The sequence below is a fragment of the Acetobacter nitrogenifigens DSM 23921 = NBRC 105050 genome (assembly GCF_000429165.1).
In the GTDB taxonomy this organism is placed as follows: Bacteria; Pseudomonadota; Alphaproteobacteria; order Acetobacterales; family Acetobacteraceae; genus Acetobacter; species Acetobacter nitrogenifigens.
This window is the reverse complement of record NZ_AUBI01000009.1, coordinates 95928-117431: the sequence shown is the minus strand read 5'-3', so window position 1 is coordinate 117431 and position 21504 is coordinate 95928. Positions and strand designations below refer to the sequence as shown.

Below are 21504 nucleotides of genomic sequence, written 5' to 3'. Positions count from 1 at the left end.
GAGACGACGATGGCCGCCACAACCCGGCGACAGCTCAAGCTTGGTGCTATCCTTGCAGGAGCGGGAACGGATTTTACCCAATGGCGTGACCCGGATCTGCCGGGCGATGCAAGCGTCGACATCGGCTGGTATATCGAAAACGCCCGGTTGGCTGAGGCGGCGAAATTCGATCTGGTTTTCATAGTCGACAGCCCGTTCATTACTCCGAACACCGCGCCGCATTTCCTGAACCGTCTTGAACCGTTGACGCTGCTGTCGGCGCTGGCGGTTTCGACGTCCCGGATCGGGCTGGTCGGCACGCTGACCACGACGTACTGGGAGCCGTATAACGTAGCGCGTCTGTTCGGTTCTCTCGATCAGATCAGTCACGGGCGCGCAGGCTGGAACGTGGTGACGACCGGTCTGGAAGGCGCCGCGCGCAATTACAACCAGCAGGCCCATCTGGATCATGCGGTTCGTTATCGGCGCGCGCGCGAATTCGTCGACGTCGTGCAGGGGTTGTGGGACAGCTACGAAGACGACGCTTTTCCCCGTGACAAGAGCACAGGCGTATTTCTCGATAAATCGAAGCAGCATGCCCTGAATCACAGGGGCGAATTCTTCTCCGTCGATGGGCCTCTGGCGCTCGCCCGCTCGCCTCAGGGTCAGCCGGTAATTTTTCAGGCTGGGGACAGCGACGCCGGGAGACGGCTTGGGGCGGAGATCGCCGACGCTACGTTCGCCGGGGTGGACGATCTGGAGTCCGCTCAGGCGTATTACCGTGATCTGAAGTCCCGGGCGGTCGCATTGGGCAGGGATCCTGCGTCGATCACCGTAATGCCCGGCATAGCGCCAATCCTCGCCGAGACTGATGAGGAAGCGCTCGCCCTCGGGGAAAGCCGCAACGAACACCAGAGCATCGAAAAGAAACTCGTCGAGCTGGGCAGGGCCTTCAATTATCATGATTTCAGCCAATACCCGCTTGACGGGCCATTTCCGGACGTCAGCAACCTGACGCTGAACAGCTATAAAGGACGAGCGGAACGAATCCTTCGGGGTGTGAAGGCAGGCGGCCTGTCTTTGCGCGAAGCCGCAGAGCGTTATGGCGCTTCCCGCTTTGGGTTCGTGGGTTCTCCGGAAACCGTCGCCCGACAGATCGAGAACTGGTTCCTCAATGAAGCGGCGGACGGTTTCAACATACGTGTGACTTCGCCGCGTGATTTTCATCTTTTTCGCACGCGGGTAGTTCCCATCCTCCAGCAGCGCGGTCTCTTTCGAGCCGAATACGAAACGGACACGCTGCGCGGCCATCTGGGGCTACCGGTCCCGGAGAACCGGTGGACAACGCAGCGCAAGGCTCCCTCCAGCGCCCTCGATGCAGCTTGACAGGACGGAACCACAAAGATGCCGCAAGAACGCAAGATTAAACTGGGTCTCATCCTTCATGGCGTTGGGCGCACATGGGATGATTGGCGACATCCTGACAGGGATGTCCGCGCGAGTACCAGCCTCTCATTCTATCGGACGCAGGCGCAACTGGCGGAAAGAGGGAGATTTGACTTTCTGTTCGTCGCTGATTCCCTATCGATCAATGAGAAATCCAGTCCCCACTATCTGTACCGTTTCGAGCCGCTGACCATCCTTTCGGCGCTCGCCGCAGTGACAGAGCATATTGGCCTCGTCGGCACGTTGAGCGTCAGCTACACGGAACCCTTCAATGTTGCGCGCCAGTTCGCGTCGCTCGATCACATCAGCGGCGGTCGAGCAGGGTGGAACGTCGTGACGTCATGGTTGAGCGATACGGCGGCGAACTTCGGCAAGGCGGCTCATCCGGCGCATCACGAACGGTACCGCATCGCCGCCGAACATCTTTCTGTCGTGCAGGGCCTTTGGGATAGCTGGGAGGACGACGCGCTGGTTGGCGACAAGCAGGGCGGCGTCTTCGTCGATGCGGCAAAGCTGCATCGCCTGGATCACGTCGGGCCCTACTTTCAGGTGAGGGGGCCGCTGAACATCGGACGCTCGCCGCAAGGTCAGCCGGTGATCTTTCAAGCAGGCGCTTCCGAGGATGGGAAAGATTTCGCGGCGCGCCACGCGGAGGTTGTCTTCTGTGGGCCGCAGAACCTTGAAGAGGCCCAGACTTATTATCGTGATCTGAAAGCGCGTGCCGAGCGCCTGGGCCGCCCCGACGGCGCTCCGTTCATCCTGCCGGGCGCCGCTCCGATCGTCGGACGCACCGATGAGGAGGCTGAGGCGTATTATCAGGAATTATCCGAGCTGACCTCGATCGATACGGGACTTGGCTTTCTTGCGCGCGCATTTAACGATCATGATTTCCGTCAATACGATCTGGATGGCCCCTTTCCAGACGTCGCCCGTATTGGCCAGGACAGCAACCAGAGTGCGTCGCAGCGTATTCTGGAGCGGGTGCGGGCGGGAAATCTGACGGTCCGTCAGATCGCGCGAGAACTCAGTACGCCACGCGGCGACTTCGTCGGGTCACCGGAGAAAGTTGCGGATGCGCTACAGCGCTGGTTTGAGAATGAGGGAGCGGACGGGTTCGTTATCTTCGAGGCGTTGCCCGGTCAGCTCGAGCGGTTCGTCGATCTCGTGGTCCCGGTGCTTCAGCAACGCGGTCTTCTGCGCGTCGAATATGAGCATGATACGTTTCGCGAGAATCTTGGACTGCCTTTCCTGTCCAACCGCTACGTCGCAGAGAACAAGCACGCTGGCTGAAATACGCCCGGCGTCGCGCGGTCCAACGAAGGCGCGCCCCGGACCTTTCCCAAAATGTGCCTCAAGCGCGCCGGTGGCGCGCTTCGGTCTGTTCTGATCAGGCTCGGGTCAGTTTACTCACAAACCGCGATCGGGTGATCTGCGGCGAGCTGACGTCACGTGGTCAGGCTCGCCTCGGTGGATGTCGGTTGTTCAGCGCGTCGCCAGGGCGGGCGTGGGCAGGCGGAGGGCGAAGCGTCCCGGACCCGCGACAGCCAGAGCGACAAGGCCGCCCGCGATGCTGATGTTCTTGTAGAAGTGGATCATCATGTCGTAGCGAAGCGCTCCGTCCATGGTCCAGAAATGATGGCCGATGAAGCCGGTCACTACCGTGTATAGGGCAAGCGCGATGGCGAGAGGGCTGACCAGCACGCCCAGAACGAGCGCCAGCCCGATCCCAAGTTCGGCCAGTATCGCGACGATCGCTGCGACAGCCGGAACAGGCGCGCCGGTCTGCGCCATGTAGGCGACTGCGCCGGAATAATCCGACAGCTTGCCCCAGCCCATGATGATGAAAAGGAGAGAGAGTGCGAGGCGGGCGGCGAGAAGAAGGGCGTCGCGGGAGATGATGGCGTTCATGAGAGCGTCTCTTTTCGAGGTCAGGTTCGGCGGGAGCAGTTGTTGTCTTCCCCGCTGTTGCACTCACGATACGATCGTACCATTCCAAAATAAATGGAAACAATAGAAACTGATCGGTTCTGTTTATTTATCATCCCTCCGCCAATCCAGCATGCAGGGCATGCCGATGCGGTTGCTGTCTGTCGACAGGTCGCCGCGTTGCGCTTTTCTTTCAATCACCGGTGCTGTCACAATAACTTTGGGTCTGTAGATTGCCTGGATGAGCGCTCCCCCTGTCAGCTACAAACGTCACCGTTTTTCGCGCGACCTGATAGCACACGCTGTGTGGCTGTAATTCCGGCTTCCACTGAGTTTCAGGTTGATCGAGGAGATGCTGCTCGAACGCGGGATTGTCGTGTCATATGAGACGATCCGCCGCTGGAGCCTGAAATTCGGGGTGCCGTATGCGCGCAGGCTGCGCTGAAAGTGGGCGAAACGCGGAGACATCTGGCATCTCGACGAAGTCCGGACTGCGATCGGCGGCAGGCCGCACTGGCTGTGTCGGGCCGTCGATCAGGACGGTTACGTTCTCGGCGAAATCCTTCAGACGCGACGCAATACGAAAGCGGCGAGACGGCTGCTGACGCGGCCTCTCAGGAAGCAGGGCGCCGGACCAGAACGCATGATTACCGACAAACTGAAATCTTACGGTGCAGCGAAGCGTCGGATCATGCCCCTTGTGGAACACCGGATCTCACAAAGGCCTGAACAACAGGGCGGAGAACTCACATTTACCGTTGCGAAAGCGTGATCGCTCTCCCCGCCTGAAAAATCACTCAAACGCCTTCCGATACCCCACCCCAGTTAACGTGACAGCGCCCCATTCATTACAAACAAGAGAACCCATAAATGATCGGCAAAGGCAGAAGTGCCGCCAACGCCATTATTCTCGGCGGCGCAGCCCTGTAGAGGGTCAGCACGATAATCTCGGAAAGGATGACCAGACTGATCAGAAAGACGCCACGTGAGATCAACTGGGCATTAAGAGCATATAATGCGCACAAAGAAGCGATTAGGCACGTCATAAAAATCAACGGATTTGTCTTCGGGAATACATTTGCTCTTTCCATAGAGTTGCTCCTCCTAATGGATCTCTATTTCGCCAGAAATCTGTAATCCGACGGAAGGTGTCACTTGCCGTGGCTGTCCGCGTCAAGGCCATGCCACGCGTAATACGAAAACCCAGCCACAGCCCCACCGATGAGTCCGCCAGCGGCAACTCCTGCCAGACCACCAAGCAGGCCAACCTCAGCACCCATTTCCGTGCCAGCGAGCATCGACCCGACCACACCCATCCCGGCTACAGAGCCTGACGCCGCCGCTTCTCCGGCACCCTTCGAATCGTCTCCGCCGCCAGCCCCGCCAGCGACAAACAAGATCTCTTCGATCGTCAACTCTCTGATCATTTACAATTCCTTTAGTGTCGTTACTATTTGTAAATGAAAATGAAGTCGTATCGTTGTCAAGACATTCTGGCGCTGTCACAATAACTTTGGGTCTGTAGATTGCCTGGATGAGCGCTCCCCCTATCAGCTACAAACGTCACCGTTTTCCGCGTGAGCTGATTGCACACGCTGTGTGGCTGTAATTCCGGTTTCCGCTGGCTTCAGGTTGATCGAGGAAATGCTCCTCGAACGCGGGATTGTCGTGTCGTATGAGACGATCCGCCGTTGGGGCCTGAAGTTCGGAGCTGCATTTGCGCGCAGGCTGCGCCGCAGGCGCGCGGCTCCAGGCGACGTGTGGCATCTCGACGAGGTCAGGATCGTGATCCGTGGCCAGGTTCACTGGTTGTGGCGCGCCGTCGATCAGGACGGCTACGTTCTCGATGAAATCCTGCAAAGACGACGCAACACGAAGGCGGCGAAGCGGCAGTCGACGCGGCTTCTCAGGAAGCAGGGCCCCAGACCAAAATGCATTATTGCCGACAAACTGAAATCATACGGAACAGCAAAGCGTCAGGTCATGCCCTGTGTGGAACACCGATCTCACAAAGCCTGAACAACAGGGCGGAGAATTCGCATCTGCCCTTGCGAAAGCGCGAACGCGCCATGCAACGGTTTCGATCACCGGGAGGCTGTCAGCGCTTTGTCACAGTCTTCTCCGCCGTGCGTAACGCCTTCGCTCCACCAGCCTCAATCGACAACGCCATAGCCCGACATCTGCACCGTCTCAGGGCGTTCGCTCAATGGAATAGCGAGATCGCTCTCCCCGCCTGAAAAATCACTCAAACGCCTTCCAATACCCCTCGCCAGTTCACGTGACAGCACCCCGGATGGCCGTTCAGAGCAGTTCGATCGCGATGGCGATCGCCTCCCCGCCGCCGATACAGGCCGATGCGACGCCGCGTCGTTCGCCGCGCGCTTTGAGTGCATGGAGCAGCGTAGTGACGATGCGTGCGCCCGTGGCGCCGATCGGATGCCCCAGAGCGCAGGCTCCGCCGTGCACGTTGAGACGCTCTGCGGGAATCTCCAGTTCCTGCCGAGCCAGCATGGCGGTGACGGCGAAGGCTTCATTGACCTCCCAAAGATCGACGTCGCCCACGCCCCAGCCGACGCGCTCCAGCAGGGTGCGCATCGCCGGAACGGGCGCTACGGTGAAATCACGTGGCGCCATGGAATGGACGGCGAAGCCGCGGATCAGCGCCTGAACAGGCAGGCCGAGGCGCTCGGCTGAACTGCGTCGCGCGAGTACGACGGCGGCCCCGCCATCAGCGATGCCCGACGAACTGGCGGCGGTGATGGAGCCGTTCTTTCCGAATGCTGGCCGCAATCCGGGAATTTTCTCCGGTTGCGCCTTCAGGGGATTCTCGTCGGCGTCGATAACGACCTCGCCCTTGCGGGAAGCGACCGAAACGGGCGCGATCTCGGCTGCGAACGCGCCGCTTTCGACCGCATGGCGGGCGCGCCGCAGGGTTTCAATCGCGTAGTCGTCCTGCGCTGCTCGAGTGAAGCCGTATTCCTCTGCGGTTTTTTCTGCGAAATGCCCCATGAGCTGGCCGGGCTCGTAAGCGTCTTCCAGCCCGTCGAGGAACATGTGGTCGTAGATCTCGCCATGGCCGAGGCGATAGCCGCTGCGCGCCTTGGGCAGGATATAGGGCGCGTTCGTCATGGACTCGAGACCGCCCGCCACAACCAGCTCGTTTGTTCCGGCGACGAGCGAGTCATGACCGAAGCCGATCGCCATCAACCCGGAACCGCAAAGCTTGTTGATCGTCACGGCGCCAGTGCTGAACGGGGCACCTGCGCCGTGAGCGGCCTGCCGGGCCGGATTCTGCCCGAGACCCGCAGGCAGAACGTTGCCCATGATGACTGCCCCGATCTGTGAGGGTTGCAACCCCGCACGTTCCAGCGCCGCCTTGACTGCGGTCGCGCCCAGTTCGGTCGCTTTCACGCCGCTGAACTGGCCTTGAAACCAGCCGATGGGCGTGCGGGCGGCGCTGACGATGACGATCGGATCTTCAGTGCTCATGACGGGTCTCCCTAAGTGGCCATGACTGGACGTTTTCTTTGGTCTGGCGACGGCCAGGACGCTGGCGATCGTGACCGTGAAGAGCAGTGTCGCTTTTCGACGCTCGAAACGTTCCCCGGCTCCTGGTGTGATGATTCTGCGTCATGATTTCACCGCGCGTTCCGTTGATGCGTCGTCATGCCCCGCCTGACGTGTCGTTCGTGTGCTTGAGGGGGGCGTGTGTGTCAGGCTTGCGAGGATTGTGCGCCATTACCCGGGACTTCGCGTATGTCGGGCGGAGATCAGAACCAGCTGGCTTCCGGCGCCATGAGTGGAGCGGCGCCCGCTGCGATCTGTCGGGCGAGCGACTGGCTTTGCGGCAGCATACGCGTGGCGAAGAAACGGGCGGTGGCGAGTTTCCGGCGACCCGTCGTCGTGACGTCGCCCACCCGGAGCACTGCGTCTGCGATCCGCAGCCAGAGCCAGCCATACGCCACCAGAGAGAAAAGGCGCAGATAATCGACAGCCGCCGCGTTACGTTCGTCGACTTCCGAAAGTGCGCCGCCAAGACGCGTGGTGACGTCGTCCAGGTGTCCCAGAGCCTCGGAAAGCGCGTCGCGTTCTGTCGTCAGCTCGCTGCGATCCGCCGTGGTCGCCAGAGTTTCGCGGATCAGGCCGAGAAAGCGCCGCAGAGGCGCGCCGCCGTCGAGGTCGAGTTTGCGGACCACCAGATCCTGCGCCTGTATGCCGTTCGTGCCTTCGTAAATCTGCGTGATGCGGGCGTCACGGACATGCTGCTCCTGCCCCCATTCGCGGATATAGCCGTGTCCGCCCAGCACCTGTTGCCCAAGAACCGCCGCTTCGAAGCCGAAATCAGTCAGCGCCGCCTTGATGACCGGGGTGAGCAGGGCGACGAGTCCGGCTGATTCCGCCCGCGTGGTTGCGTCGGGGTGGGTGGTTTCCTTGTCCATCTCCAGCGCAGTGAAGAGCACGAGCGCCCGCCCGGCCTCGATGGTGGAAAGCATGGTCAGAAGCATCCGGCGGACGTCCGGGTGGGCGATGATCGGCGCGGTCCCCGACGCGCCGGAGGCGCGGCCCTGAAGACGCTCCTTCGCATAGGCTGCTGCTGTCTGGTACGAGGCGTCCGCCACGCCGAGTCCTTGCACGCCGACGAACAGACGCTCAGCGTTCATCATGGTGAACATGGCGGCGAGCCCTCGATGTGGCTGACCTACGAGCCAGCCCTGGCAACCGTCATAGTTCATCACGCAGGTCGGCTGCGCATGTATGCCCATCTTGTGCTCAAGCGCGCCGACCGAGAGCGTGTTGCGTGCGCCAGGAGAGCCGTCCCCGTTCACCAGAAATTTTGGGCAGAGAAAAAGGCTGATGCCCTTTGTGCCGGGAGGGGCGTCGGGCAGCCGCGCGAGGACAAGGTGGATGATGTTCTCCGCCATGTCGTGCTCGCCCGAGGAGATGAAGATCTTCGATCCGGTCACGGAATAAGAGCCGTCTCCGCGTGGCGCGGCCGTGGCCTTCAGGAGGCCGAGATCGGACCCGGCGTTGCCTTCGGTGAGGGCCATGGCGCCCGTCCACTCACCGGAAATCATGCGCGGGAGATAGGTGGATTTGAGATGCTCGTCCGCGTGGGCCTCGATGGCCTCACAGGCGCCGCGCGTCAGGCCGGGAAACAGGCCGAAGGAGAGGTTGGCTCCGGACAGCATTTCATCGACCAGAATCTGTACGGCGCGCGGCAGCCCCTGACCGCCGAATTCCGGCGACGCCGAAAGCCCGGTCCAGCCGCCGTCACGAAACGCCGCGTACGCCTCGGCGAAGCCCTTGGGGGTATGGACGACGCCGTTTGCCAGACGGCTCCCTTCCTCGTCGCCGCTCCGGTTGAGCGGGTGAAGCTTTTCCGCACAGAACTTTCCCGCCTCGTCAAGAATGCTCTCGATCATGGCGAGATCCGTCTCTGCATGCGCCGGCAGCAGGGAGAGCGCCCCGGGCGCATCGAGTACGTCGCGCAGCAGAAACATCATGTCGGCGACAGGGGCGGTGTAACTGGGCATGGTCCGCTGGTCCTTGGCGTGTAAGGGGCAACAGTTTCGGAAGGCTGGAAGTAAAGGTCGCGTTAGTTCGGGAGAGGTGCTGCACTGTCGATCAGGAAGCGGTGGCGATCTGGCGGCATCATTGCGTGGCGTCGACGCGTCTGGTCATGCGGCGCGCGACTTCAGGCCGCGCGCCGACGCGGATTCGGCCAAGGCGATGTTGTGCGCGATCGAGTCCCTGTCCTGCTGTTCCATGTTCGTATCCGACGCTCGAGAGACAAAATCAAACGATTGTTTGTTTCGTAGAGTAAGCATGGCGCATCGTCGTTGTCGATGCCCGTCGTTGGCCGCGGCTGTCACAGATGGTTGAACCGGTCCAATGTTGGTGGTCTTGGAGAGGTCTCGAAAGGTCAACCGCGACACGCCACGTCGACGCCGCGTGTTTATGAGGGCTGACTGCGGGCGCCTAGTCTGCTCAGGCTGTGGTCTCGCGGGTTTCGATAAGCGCCGAAATTAACGAAACCCATCCCGCAATCAGAGAATCCCTACGTAGGCCACCCGCCGCCGAGCGCCCTGAATGAGCTGACCGCCGCGCGCGCTGCGTTGGCTCGGTTGAGGGCGAGTTGATCCTGCGAATCAAGAAGCTGCCGGTCTGCGTCGAGCACATCGGTCAAGGGAATGACGCCCGCCTGAAAAGATTGCTGCGAAAGATCGCGGGCGCGGATCAGGGACGCAACCTCGATTCGCAATTCTTTTGTTCGCTGCTCACTTTGTACGAGAGTCGTGAAGGCGTTTTCGACGTCCTCTGCGGCATGAAGCACCGTCAGCCGGTAACGCGCCAGAGCTTCGGCGTTGGCGCCGCGGGCCTGTTGGACTTCGGCGTCGATCTTGCCGAAATCGAATATCCGCCAGCGAATGGCGCCAGACCCGGCCGCCTGAAAGCCTGGCGCAGTGAAGAGTCTTTGCGGATTGAGGCTTTGAAAGCCGAGCGCGCCAGACAGCGACAGCCTGGGATAATAGTCGCCGAGCGCCTGGCCGATGCGCGCGTTCGACGCCGCCAGACGGCGTTCCGCGGCGAGGATGTCCGGCCTGCGGCGAAGCATCTCCGCAGGCGTGTCGCCGTCAATGGCGGGGATGGCGGGGATATCGGCGCGTGCGTCCAGTTCTGCTGCGTAGGCGCCGGGTTGCGCGCCCATCAGCACATCCAGGCGATTGAGCTGCGCCTCTAGTGCGATACGGATCAGCGGCGCGTTCTGACGCGCGGATTGCAGCAGAGCCTCGGCCTGCGCGACTTCGCGCTCATTTGAAACGCCGCTCGCGCGTCTTTGGCGAACCAGATCCAGAAGGTGGCTGTCTACTGCAATCTGTTTTTCAACGACGGCGAGCCGCGCCTGATCGCCCCTGATCTGGAAATAGGCATCGGCCGCGTCGGCCGCTACCGTGACGCGTTCACCCAGGCGCTCCGCCTGCGCAGCCTGCTCTTCATCCCGCGCGGCTTCCTGTCCGCGTCGCAGGCCGCCGAACAGGTCGATCTCCCAGCTTGCTGCGCCGCTGACGTCATAAGTGCGATAGTCGCGGTGGGAACCTGGAGTTGTTCGAACCACATGTCCGATCAGGCTTTCACGCGACATCCTGTTCGCGGACGCTTCGGGAGCGAAATCCAGTGTAGGCAACAGGCGCGCCGTCGCCGCCTCGGCCGCGCCACTTGCCTGGCGGACGCGGGCGAGTGCGGCCGCGAGGTCAAGATTTTGACTCAATACGCGCTGCTCGATGCGAACAAGTTCCGGGTCGTGAAACCCGTTCCACCACGCGTCCAGAGACGGCGACGGCGCTGCGCGGCGTGCGTTCACGGCTGCGGCGCTATGAAACGTATCGAGATGGGGGTTCGGCGCTTTGTAATCCGGCCCGACAGCGCAGGCGGATGACATGAACGCCAGAGACAATGCGACGCCGGGCCTTAACCAGCCGGCAGTCTTGCGAACAGGCGAAGAGATGACGTCCTGTTCTGCCGGGCGATGGGTGATCGTCATGGATGCTCGACTTTCGAGGGGAGTCGGACATGGACTGTCCGGCTGTAGTCGAGTGACTAATAGACATTATCGTCACTCGTTGTCAATTCGCCCCGCGTAGCCTACTTACAAAGCGCGAACCGTCAGCCACAGGAGTCAGGATGCGTACGCCCCAAAACGGACAGCGCGGTCCGGTTGACCACGAGCGTCGGGATCAGATCATCGCGGCGGCCATCGAACATTTCGGGCATTACGGGTACAAGAAGACCACAATCGCGGATCTGGCCGACGCGATCGGTCTTTCGAAGGCGTATATTTATAAATTCTTCGATTCGAAACGCGCGATCGGAGAGGCGATCTGCGCGCTTCAGCACGACCGGATGCGCGAAGACGTGCAGGTGATCGTTGACGACGGGAAGGCGGCTTCGGACCGGATGCGCCGGGTCTTTCTGGCGCTTGCACGCAGCACCCTCCTTCTGTTCTCACACGAACGGAGGCTGCACGACATCGTATATTCGGCTGTAGAGGAAGAATGGCCATCTTCGAAGTTCTTTCATGAAGCGTTGCGCGCCATGGTGGAACGTCTGATTCACGAAGGGCGCGATGGCGGCGAGTTCGAGCGCAAAACGCCGGTCGACGAGACCTCCAGCGCCATAATGCTTGTTCTGCAATCCATCTATCATCCTCTTTTGCTTGAGCAGCACATGGACACGCTGGAGGGCGATGCGGCGGTTCTGGCGAATCTCGTTCTGCGAAGTCTCGCCCCCTGAGCCGGTAGAAAATAGAATTGTGACCAATTGACAATATAGTCACTCGTGTACAATTTGGGCTCCCTAACCCAGTGGGAGCCAGATCATGGCTGGAACACGCCTTTCCCTTCTCGCTACAGCTAGCCTTTGCGTCGCTTTGGGGCTGTCGGCCTGTAAACAAAAAAATGAGCCAGATCCCCGCACGGCCGAGCGCGTCGTCGAGGTCGTGCGGATCGACCCGGCGGCGCCCGGCGGGCGTGCCTACACTGGGGTTGTAGCGGCGCACGTGCAAAGCGATCTCGGGTTCCGGGTTGCCGGCAAGATCGTCGAGAGACTGGTCGACGCTGGACAGACTGTTTCCAAAGGACAGGCGCTGATGCGTCTTGATCCAACGGATTATGTCCATGCAGTAACGACGCAGGTTGGCGGCGTGGCGTCGCTTCAGGCGCGCTGGAACCAGACCGCGGCCGACGAGCGTCGCTATCATGGCCTTGTGGCGACCGGCGCTGTTTCGGCTTCGGTCTACGACCAGATCAAGGCGGCTGCCGATAGCGCCCGCGCTCAGCTGGATGCAGCGATTGCTCAGGAAAAAATAGCGCGAAATCAGCATGATTACGCTTTCCTTCGTGCGGATGCGGATGGCGTCGTCGTTCAGACGCTGGCGGAGCCGGGCCATGTCGTCGCAGCAGGTCAGACGGTTATCGTGCTGGCGCATGAGGGACCGCGTGAAGCTTCGGTCGAACTGCCAGAAGGTGTGCGCCCCGCCCTGCATTCGACGGCGGAGGCCGAGCTGTACGGAAACAGGCTCAGCGTAACCGCACGTCTGCGCCAACTCTCCGACGCAGCGGATCCGCGCACCCGCACGTTCGAGGCCCGTTACGTTATGGAGGGCGCGGGCGCGGATGCGCCGCTTGGTGCGACGGTGCGCGTCCGCCTGCCTGACGCGAACGATGCCTTGTCCGCCTTTGTCGTGCCGTTGGGCGCGATCGACGACGAAGGAAAAGGTCCCGGAGTCTGGAGCGTGGACGAAGGTGCGTCGACGGTCAGTTTTCATCCGGTGAAACTCGCGAGCGTAGGTGATGAGACGGCGACGATCGTTCCTGGGGCGGATCTGCGTGCGGGCATGTTGATCGCGGCGGTGGGCGGCCACTACCTTCATGCCGGGGAACATATTCAGATCACTTCGACGAAAGTCGCGATGCAATGAGCGGATTTAACCTCTCCGCCCTCGCGGTGCGCGAGCGTGGAATCACGCTGTTCCTGATCATAGCGCTGGCGTTATCGGGAGCTTTCGCCTTTTTCAGTCTCGGTCGAGCCGAAGACCCGGCTTTTACAGTCAAGACTCTGACCGTGGCGGCTGTCTGGCCCGGCGCCACTGCGAAGGAGATGCAGGATCTGGTGGCGGATCCTCTTGAAAAGCGCGTGCAGGAACTGCAGTGGTACGATCGCGTGGAAACGTTGGCGCGACCCGGACTGGCGTTGATGATGGTCACGCTCAAGGACACGATTCCGCCCGCCGCCGTGCCGGAACAATTCTATCAGGTCCGGAAAAAACTCTATGACGCCATGCCGCTTCTGCCCCAGGGCGTGCAGGGGCCATTCGTCAATGATGAATATTCAGACGTCGACTTTGCGGTCTATGCGCTGGACGGTCATGGACTTCCCGAACATCTTCTGGTTCGGCAGGCGGAGACCGTGCGGCAGCGCCTTCTGCATGTCCCCGGCGTACGCAAGGTCGATATCGTCGGCGAACGTCCGGAACGAATATTCGTCAATTTCTCCAACGCCAGACTGACGACGCTGGGGATCAGCGCGCAGGATATGTTCGCTGCGCTGCGTCGTCAGAATGCGGTGACACCGGCGGGTTCGATCGACACGCGTGGCCCGCAGGTCTTCGTGCGTCTGGACGGGGCGCTGGACGATCTGCAAAAAATCCGGGACATTCCTGTCACCGCCGAAGGCAGGACATTCAAGATTTCCGATATCGCGACGGTTGAGCGTGGATATGAGGACCCGCCAACCTATCTTGTTCGGCACAGCGGGGCGCAGACGCTGATTCTGAACGTCGTCATGCAGGATCACTGGAACGGACTGAAACTGGGCGCCTCTCTGGCGGCCGCAGAAAAGACACTTGGCGCAGATCTGCCGTCTGGCGTCACCCTGACGAAAATCGTCGATCAGGCGGGAATTATTCACGCCGCGGTCGGTGAGTTCATGCTGAAATTTTTCGTCGCTCTTGCCGTCGTGATGGTCGTAAGCCTGCTCAGCCTCGGCTGGCGCGTCGGCATCGTCGTCGCGGCGGCCGTGCCGCTGACGCTGTCGATCGTCATGGTGATCATGCTGGTGACGGGCCGGGCTCTGGACCGAATTACGCTGGGGGCGCTGATCATCTCACTCGGGCTTCTTGTTGACGATGCGATCATCGCAATTGAAATGATGGTGGTGAAGCTGGAGGAGGGATACGAACGCACGAAAGCTGCCGCCTATGCATGGAGCCATACGGCGGCGCCGATGCTGGCGGGCACTCTGGTGACGATCATCGGTTTCACGCCCGTTGGCTTCGCCCGGTCGACCGCGGGAGAATACGCAGGGAATATTTTCTGGATCGTCGGTTACGCGCTGCTGACTTCCTGGTTCGTGGCCGTGGTGTTCACGCCCTATCTTGGCGTGAAGCTGTTGCCGGATATCAAAAAAATCGACGGCGCTTACGAACATATCTACGCCACGCCGAATTATCAGCGCTTCCGTCGTCTTGTGGTGTGGGTCGTCCGCCGCAAGCTTCTGGTGGCTGGAACCGTTCTGTCGCTGTTCGTGCTGTCTGTCTTGGGGATGGGCGCTGTCCGTCAGCAATTCTTTCCCAGCTCGGACCGTCCAGAATTGCTGGCTGAAGTGCAGATGCCGGAGGGAACAAGCATCGAGACGACCACACGGGTTACCGCTCGTGTGGAGGCGTGGCTGAAAAAGCAGCCGGAAGCGAAGATCGTCACCAGCTACGTCGGAGCGGGTGCTCCCCGTTTTTTCCTGGCCTATAACCCAGAGCTGCCAGACCCGGCCTTCGCGAAAATTGTGGTCCTGACACTGAACGCTGAGGCCCGCGATCACCTGCGCGATCGTATGAGGCAGGCGGTGGCGCAGGGCATCGCTCCCGACGCGCGAATTCGTGTGACGCAGTTTGTCTTCGGTCCGTACACGCATTTTCCGATCATGTTCCGGGTTATGGGGCCGGACGTCGATCGAGTGCGTAGCATCGCTGCGCAGGTGAGCGAGGTCATGCGACACAACCCTGACACGCGACAGGTGAATACCGACTGGGGCGAGCGTGCGCAGACCGTGCATTTCGTGCTGGATCAGGCGCGCCTGCAACTGATCGGTCTGTCGCCGCAGGAGGCGTCGGAGCAAATCCAGTTTCTGTTGCTGGGCGCTCCTGTGACGCAGGTGCGTGAGGATATTCGGGCGGTGGATCTTGTGGTTCGCAGCGCGGGGCTCGATCGTCTTGATCCTGCGCGACTGGGCGATATGAGCATCAGTAATCGGACAGGCCAACTGATTCCGCTCAGCCAGATCGGGCATGTCGAAATCGACGCGGAAGATCCGGTGCTGCGGCGGCGGGATCGGGTTCCGACGATCACGGTGCAAAGCGACATCGACGAGGGAATGCAACCACCGCAGGTCGCTGCGGCGATTAATCAGGCGCTGGCCCCGGTGCGGGCGACGTTGCCGCCTGGTTATCGCATCGAGGTCGGCGGCAATGCGGAGGAATCCGGAAAGGCGAACGCAGCGCTGGCGCCGATTTTCCCGGTTATGATTCTACTGACCCTGATCGTTCTGGTGTTCGAGACCCGCTCTATTTCCGGCATGTTCATGGTGTTTCTCACGGCGCCGCTGGGATTGATCGGGACAGTGCCGACTCTGCTGATTTTTCATCAACCGTTCGGTTTTAATGCGATCCTCGGGTTGATTGGTCTGTCGGGAATCCTGATGCGCAATACGTTGATTCTCATCGGGCAGATCAAGGTGAATCAGGCGGCGGGACTCGACCCGTTCCACTCGGTGGTCGAAGCGACTGTGCAGCGCGCCCGTCCCGTTATCCTGACGGCATTGGCCGCTGTGCTCGCCTTCATCCCGCTGACGGAATCTGTATTCTGGGGATCGTTGGCCTATACCCTGATCGGGGGCACGGCGGCAGGAACAGTGTTGATTCTGATGTTCCTTCCTGCGCTTTACGCAATCTGGTACCGTATAAAGCCGTCAGAGGAGCCTGTTTCGGGCAAACCGGAGAGTCCGCTTGAGCTAGCGACATCGTTGTGAGGCTGCTGGCCTCCCCCAGTATCTCTATGGGATTATGCAGGCTGTCCGCGCGGTGTGCTTTAGTGAGCAGGCTTCCCGCCCTTGGCGGCCTGTTCTTCCAGTGTCTGATGCGCGCGCCAGATCAGATACTGACGGATCGTCTCGATTTCTTCGGGGGACAGCGATTTGTCGAAGCGATCCATGCCGAAGGCCTCGAGCGCGCCCTTGCCGACGATGGATTCGAATGCCCCGTTGTCGGCGATCGCCGACGAGTAGCGCAGGTCAGGCAAAACGCCGTTCGATTTGGCGAGATTTCCGTGACACCACTGGCAGTATAATGCGAACTGACGACTTCCCGCGAGCGCGCTCTTTTTGTCATAGTCATGCGGCGGCGAAAGGGGTGGCAGCGACATCACCTGTGCGGGTGGCAGGCTATCGGCGCCGTCCAGAGTAAATGCGAGGATGCGGGAATGATTGGTGGAACCTGGCTTCCTGCGCTCCAGACCGCTCGGGTAAAGTCCGTAGCCTCCGCCCCAACCGACTTCTACAGCGACATACTGCTTGCTATTCGCAAGGTAGCTGACTGGAGGCGCAAGAATTCCGCTTTGTGCGTCAAAGGAAAATAGGTCCTTGCCGTTTCGGGCATCGTAAGCGTGAAATTGCCCGTTGGCCAAACCCTGAAACACAACATCGCCAGCTGTCGCGAGAAGACCGCCGTTGATCGGATCTGTTCCTTCCGGCGTGCGCCAGGCGGCGCGCTGGTGCACAGGATCCCACGCTACCAGCCAGCCGCGAAGATCCCTGGTGATTTTTGCAAGTGATTGGTAAGAGTCCCGTGCATCGCTTGCGACGGTCTCTTCGCCCAGATTCCAGGCGTCCGGATGAACCTCCATCGTGTGGGCGGTTTGATAGAAATCGGGCGCTTGCTGGACAGGAATGTAGACGTATCCGGTTTTCGGGCTGTACGCCATTTCCGGAACGCCGTGCCCGCCCATGGTGCCAGGGAACCCGTACCAGAGGTTCCCTTTCGTGGAATAAAGCGCGTCGGGGGTAAAAAGAGGACGCCCGGTCTTCGGATCCAGTCCCTTCGCCCAATTGACGTAGACAAAGTTCTTTCCAGACAGAAACTCGCCGGTTTTGGCGTCAAGAATATAGAAAAATCCGTTTTTGGGCGCGTGCGCGATTACGTGCCGCATGGTTCCGTTAATCGGCAGATCCAGCGTCATGATATGCTGGACGGAGGTATAATCCCACTGATCTTTAGGAGTTTCCTGAAAGTGCCATACATATTCGCCGGTATCCGGCTTGACGGCGATGATGCTGGAAAGAAACAGGTTGTCGCCCTTACCCTCAGACCGTAGGAGGTAGCTCCATGGGGATCCGTTGCCGGTACCGATATAGATCAGGTCTGTGACAGGGTCATAGACGATTGAATCCCACGCGGTGCCGCCGCCGCCCTGCGTGAGCCATGCGCCGCCCTTGCTCCAGGTAGGATACGCCACCTTGCGCAATACATCGTCAGAGGCCGCGTGGTCGGGTGCGTTATGTGCGTTCGGCACGGTGTAGAAACGCCATGACAGCTTGCCGGTCTCGGCGTTGAAGGCGGAAATAAACCCGCGCGCGCCCAATTCTGCTCCGCCGTTGCCGATGACAATCTGCCCTTTGGCGGCAAGCGGCGCGCCGGTGATGGTGTAGGAGCGTTGCGAGCCGAGTTCCGCGTCGTGCGGGATCGTATCGACGCTCCACACGACATGTCCGTCATGCTTGTCCAACGCGATAAGACGGTTGTCGTATGTCGCCACATAAATCTTGTCGTTCCAGAGAGCCGGGCCGCGGTTCACCACGTCGCAACATCCCTTGTCGGCGAACGAGCGTACGACCTTGGGATCGTAGGACCACAGCAGTTTGCCCGTCGCCGCGTCGACCGCCTTGACCATGCTCCAGGCCGTGGTCTCGTACATCACGCCGCCCTCGACGATCGGCGACCCTTCCTGCCCCCGATTGGTGTCGAGATCGAGATGCCACGCCAGATGCAGGCTACCGACATTGTCGGCGTTGATCGCGTCGAGCGGGCTGTAACGCTGTTCGGACCACGTGCGTCCGTGCCCCAGCCATTCGCCCGGATGGTCGTCCGCATGCGTTATGGCGTCGCCGGTGGATGCGCCCGCGCCTGCTTCCGCGTGGGCAGTCAACGAGGCGGAGATGAGCAGGCACAGGGTGAGCGCCGTCTGGCCGAGCAGGGCTCCTGCGCGGCGGGTCAAGGGCCTCGGGGCGCGGGGGCGATGGGGCATGTGGCGTCTCACTCTCAACCGTATGGCGACGACAAGCCGCCCTCATTGTTCTGAGGCGCGAACGATATGCACGGCGCGCCGTCACCACAAGGGATACGGCGTCCCTTCGTCTCCTTGAATAATCTTCAAACAAGGAAGGAAAAACCTATACAGGCGCCGTGATCGGCGGCGGGACGTTCATGGCGGCAAATTCTGATCTGACAATGTTGCGACTGCGTCCGAATTGGCTTGCAACTGATTATTATACCCATTATCACATTGATATAACATGATTTTTTCATTGCGCGTCATCATGTCATGCGATACATAGACCCGCATATTTACTCGAACGGACCAGAAAGAAGCGCGTTATGGCCATCAAAGACCCGAAGGTTGTCGAATACCTCAACCTGCAGCTCACCAACGAACTGACGGCGATCAACCAGTATTTCCTTCACGCCCGGACGCTGCGCCACTGGGGCGTCACGCTGCTCGGCAAGAAGGAGTATGAGGAATCCATCGAAGAAATGCGTCACGCCGACTGGCTGATCGAGCGCATCCTCTATCTCGGCGGCCTTCCGAACGTGCAGCGTCTGAACACGATCCTGATCGGTCAGGACGTCAAGGAAATCCTCGAATGCGATCTGAAGCTCGAAGAGAAGGCGCTCGCCGATCTTCGCGATGGAATCGCATATTGCGAGAGCGTGCGCGATTACGTGTCTCGTGACCTGCTGCTGAAGATCCTTGATAACGAAGAAGAGCACGAGGACTATCTGGATCGCCAGTTCGACCTGATCAAGCAGATCGGGATCGAGCGTTATATTCAGCTCAACTCCGCGTCGGCTCCCGATCAGGAGTAAAAAAGCTAGCGACAGCGGGCGGCGTCGGTCTTGGATAAGGACCGACCGTTTGCGGTCAGCGCATACGTAGCGCCCGTCGTTTATAGTCAAAGGCGGCGAGCGGCTGTTTCGGTGAAAATGCCAAGGGGCGCGAAAGGCTGCTGACGCAGCTTCTCGCGCCCCTTGGCGTATCAGAATATTTGGGTGGGGCGTGCCTCCCTCGATCAGCCCGGAAACGGCAATACTGTGAGGAATTCCAGCGTTTTCTTTCCGGTAGCATTACGCCGCGAACGCCTCGTTCAGATGCGCCCGACGCGATAGTAAGAGACGCGGGGAAGCGCAGGCCGAATGCTCTCCCCCGCTTCTGATATGTGTGTATTGCCGATGCGGACGCTATGTCGTCGGGGGTGCGACGGCGGCGACGATCGCGGCTCCCTTGGGACTGCCGAGGCCGGTCACAGGATCCCAACCCTTTGCGGCAGAATAGCCGTTGTTGTCGCCGGAGACGATGTCATTGAACGCTGTGGGCGTTGCGTAAAGTCGGGCGTTCACAAAACCGGCGGGGTGGCCATTTTTCTCGTTGGCCAGGGCGATCAGCGCGGCCCAGAGGGGCGCTACAGCGCTGGTGCCGCCGATGACTGTCGAGGTTCCGTCCACCGTCACCTGATACCCTGTCTCCGGGTCGGCGTTTCCGGCGACATCCGGCACGCCGCGATATGATTCGTCATTGCCGCTTTGCCAGTCCGGCTTCGTAAAATGAGTCGAATAGCCGCCGCCGGTGGCTCCACCAGATGCGCCGTCGTTCCAGGCGACTTCGCTGCCCGAGCGCGGCAGGCGAGTGCCGCCGCAGCCCAGGGCGTGCGGGCTGGAGGCTGGAAAATCGACCATATAGGTCTGGTTTGTGCCGTCCGACGCGCCGTTGTCGCCTGATGCGACGGTTACGGTCACGCCCATGGCGCCGGCCGCCTGCATGGTCTGGTCCATGGCGTCCATATCCTGGGCTTCCCAGCCGCTTTCCGGGCCGCCCCAGCTAATGGAGATGACGCTCGGCGCATTCGTTTTGTCATGCACGGCGGTGTTCAGTGCGTCGAAGAAGCCGCTGCCCTGATTGGGGCCGAAATAGACGGCTATGTTGGCGCCGGGCGCGACCGATCCGGCGACCTCGATGTCGAGTTGAACTTCTCCATCCGCGCCGCTGGGGTCATTGTCGGGAGCATTGGAGGCGCGGTCCACGCTGACTGCCGTCAACGTTCCGGTGCGACCGACGCCCAGAGTTTTGAAATAGGCCGCCATCTGCGAGGCCTGATATCCGCCGCCCAGTTCGATGAGGCCAATCGTCTGCCCCTTGCCGGTGACGTCTGTCGGAAATCCATAATGCTTGGCAACGTCCACGGGAGACCAGGACGATGTGGATCGCGCCGCTGCGCTGACCATCGAGGTTCCCTGAGTTGTAGCGTTGCCCCCCGATGCAAGCAGACGCCGAAAATGCGCGCGTGCGACCGGGCGTTCATCGAAGCCCATGACGGCGACCACGTCGTCGCTTAGCTCCGGAGGAAGGGTCAAAGACCCTTCTCGCGCCATCGCGGGCTCGGCGCGTCCAGCGAAGCGGTACAGTCCCAGTTTCTCGGGCCGAAAAGCGGCGCAGGCCTGCTTCACCGTGCCAGACACCCGCACAACATGCTGGGCCGCGTCCGCCAGATCGACCGTCATGCCATGCGCGCGGGCATACGCTTCGACGCGCGAGATGGCGTCGGAGCTGGCTCCGTGCCGGGCCGCGAACTCCTCACGACTCAACGGCGCGGCGGTGGGGTCGATAGGCGTCGAGGGCTTGAGCACGATGGTCAGGTGAATCGTGCGGTCTTGCGGCACGTCCCCCACGCGTGCGCAATCTGGATGCGTCGCGCTGACGGGGCGGGCGAAACTTCTTGCGAAGGGGAGCGGTTTACTGGCTGTCATGGCTCAGTCCTTTGTTGTCGAGCATCGGGAAAGCGAGTTGCTGCAGCCGCCGATCCTGAGAGACTCGAAGCGAAACCCGCTGCGGCATCATGAGCGTCTCCGCCGGGCATGACAGCCGTCAGGGTGCAAACGCTGGGACGGTGTCGCCGTTCGCTTTGGGCGTTTTCGTCCGGAGGAGTCGCAGGTGTGTAACGGTCTGCATTTTCTGTATGTGTTTGTGGATAAATTATGACGTCATATGACGATTGTCTGTGGATTCTGTCTTTCTGGCTTTTTGAATAAATAATATATCCGAATAAATTTTATTTATATGAAAGAATTTTATAGAATATCTCTGCGAGAAAAGCGTGTATGATTGAAAATGACAGATATACAGATAAAATGTGATAATACGAGAAATTTGACGTGTATTGCGGATAATTAATGTTTCGTGACTTTGTCCCGATTTGTTAACATTTTGAAAATATGAGGATTGCGTCAAGATTCCGAATGAATAAAAAACACCTTCCCACGACCTCTTGAACAGAGGG

General features: G+C 60.4%; 14 protein-coding genes and 2 pseudogenes. 8 read left to right on the top strand and 8 right to left on the bottom strand.

What is annotated here, in order from left to right; all coding sequences use genetic code 11:
- Positions 1-9 precede the first annotated feature (9 nt).
- Positions 10-1365: an LLM class flavin-dependent oxidoreductase gene (locus tag G442_RS0111605; RefSeq protein ID WP_026398128.1), complete on the top strand. Its 1356-nt coding sequence runs from the start codon at positions 10-12 to the stop codon at positions 1363-1365.
- An 18-nt stretch (positions 1366-1383) separates the two neighbouring features.
- Complete coding sequence (locus G442_RS0111600; RefSeq protein ID WP_026398127.1) at positions 1384-2715, top strand: LLM class flavin-dependent oxidoreductase; 1332 nt, start codon at positions 1384-1386, stop codon at positions 2713-2715.
- 192 nt (positions 2716-2907) lie between these two features.
- Here G442_RS0111600 and G442_RS0111595 read toward each other — a convergent pair whose 3' ends face one another.
- Positions 2908-3333: a DoxX family protein gene (locus G442_RS0111595; protein ID WP_026398126.1), complete on the bottom strand. Its 426-nt coding sequence runs from the start codon at positions 3331-3333 to the stop codon at positions 2908-2910.
- A gap of 310 nt (positions 3334-3643) precedes the next feature.
- On the opposite strand from G442_RS0111595, the pseudogene G442_RS24430 reads away from it, so the two are divergent.
- Positions 3644-4127 (top strand): annotated as a pseudogene (locus tag G442_RS24430) (IS6 family transposase); the annotation flags it as partial.
- A 72-nt stretch (positions 4128-4199) separates the two neighbouring features.
- Here G442_RS24430 and G442_RS25770 read toward each other — a convergent pair.
- Positions 4200-4442, bottom strand: a complete 243-nt coding sequence (locus G442_RS25770; protein ID WP_026398124.1) for a hypothetical protein — start codon at positions 4440-4442, stop codon at positions 4200-4202.
- 60 nt (positions 4443-4502) lie between these two features.
- Positions 4503-4778: a hypothetical protein gene (locus G442_RS0111580; RefSeq protein ID WP_026398123.1), complete on the bottom strand. Its 276-nt coding sequence runs from the start codon at positions 4776-4778 to the stop codon at positions 4503-4505.
- 107 nt (positions 4779-4885) lie between these two features.
- On the opposite strand from G442_RS0111580, the pseudogene G442_RS22050 reads away from it, so the two are divergent.
- Positions 4886-5588: pseudogene (locus G442_RS22050) on the top strand (IS6 family transposase).
- A 64-nt stretch (positions 5589-5652) separates the two neighbouring features.
- Here G442_RS22050 and G442_RS0111570 read toward each other — a convergent pair.
- The 3 genes from G442_RS0111570 to G442_RS0111555 form a co-directional block, all read right to left on the bottom strand.
- A complete protein-coding gene (locus G442_RS0111570) occupies positions 5653-6840 on the bottom strand; it encodes an acetyl-CoA C-acyltransferase (RefSeq protein WP_026398122.1) in 1188 nt (395 codons plus the stop codon).
- Between the two features lie 281 nt (positions 6841-7121).
- A complete protein-coding gene (locus G442_RS0111565; protein WP_026398121.1) occupies positions 7122-8885 on the bottom strand; it encodes an acyl-CoA dehydrogenase C-terminal domain-containing protein in 1764 nt (587 codons plus the stop codon).
- Positions 8886-9409: 524 nt separating this feature from the next.
- A complete protein-coding gene (locus tag G442_RS0111555) occupies positions 9410-10894 on the bottom strand; it encodes an efflux transporter outer membrane subunit (protein WP_026398120.1) in 1485 nt (494 codons plus the stop codon).
- Between the two features lie 140 nt (positions 10895-11034).
- On the opposite strand from G442_RS0111555, the gene G442_RS0111550 reads away from it, so the two are divergent.
- The 3 genes from G442_RS0111550 (at position 11035) to G442_RS22045 (ending at position 15930) form a co-directional block, all read left to right on the top strand.
- Entirely contained in the window at positions 11035-11643 is a 609-nt protein-coding gene (locus G442_RS0111550) for a TetR/AcrR family transcriptional regulator (RefSeq protein ID WP_026398119.1), read from the top strand.
- An 85-nt stretch (positions 11644-11728) separates the two neighbouring features.
- The gene (locus G442_RS0111545; RefSeq protein ID WP_026398118.1) at positions 11729-12829 is read left to right on the top strand and encodes an efflux RND transporter periplasmic adaptor subunit; all 1101 of its coding nucleotides are present in this window, start codon (positions 11729-11731) and stop codon (positions 12827-12829) included.
- Positions 12826-15930 carry an efflux RND transporter permease subunit gene (locus G442_RS22045; RefSeq protein ID WP_051292234.1) on the top strand — a complete coding sequence of 1035 codons (3105 nt, stop codon included), beginning with the start codon at positions 12826-12828 and terminating at the stop codon, positions 15928-15930. Before G442_RS0111545 ends, G442_RS22045 begins: the two co-directional genes overlap by 4 nt.
- Before the next feature lie 59 nt (positions 15931-15989).
- Here G442_RS22045 and G442_RS0111535 read toward each other — a convergent pair whose 3' ends face one another.
- Positions 15990-18200, bottom strand: coding sequence for a PQQ-dependent dehydrogenase, methanol/ethanol family (locus G442_RS0111535; protein WP_084440555.1), 2211 nt, complete (start codon positions 18198-18200; stop codon positions 15990-15992).
- Between the two features lie 350 nt (positions 18201-18550).
- On the opposite strand from G442_RS0111535, the gene bfr reads away from it, so the two are divergent.
- Positions 18551-19039: a bacterioferritin gene (gene bfr, locus G442_RS0111525; RefSeq protein WP_026398116.1), complete on the top strand. Its 489-nt coding sequence runs from the start codon at positions 18551-18553 to the stop codon at positions 19037-19039.
- Positions 19040-19411: 372 nt separating this feature from the next.
- Here the strand turns inward: bfr and G442_RS22040 are convergent, their stop codons facing one another.
- Positions 19412-20974, bottom strand: coding sequence for a S53 family peptidase (locus G442_RS22040; RefSeq protein WP_084440554.1), 1563 nt, complete (start codon positions 20972-20974; stop codon positions 19412-19414).
- Positions 20975-21504: the final 530 nt, after the last annotated feature.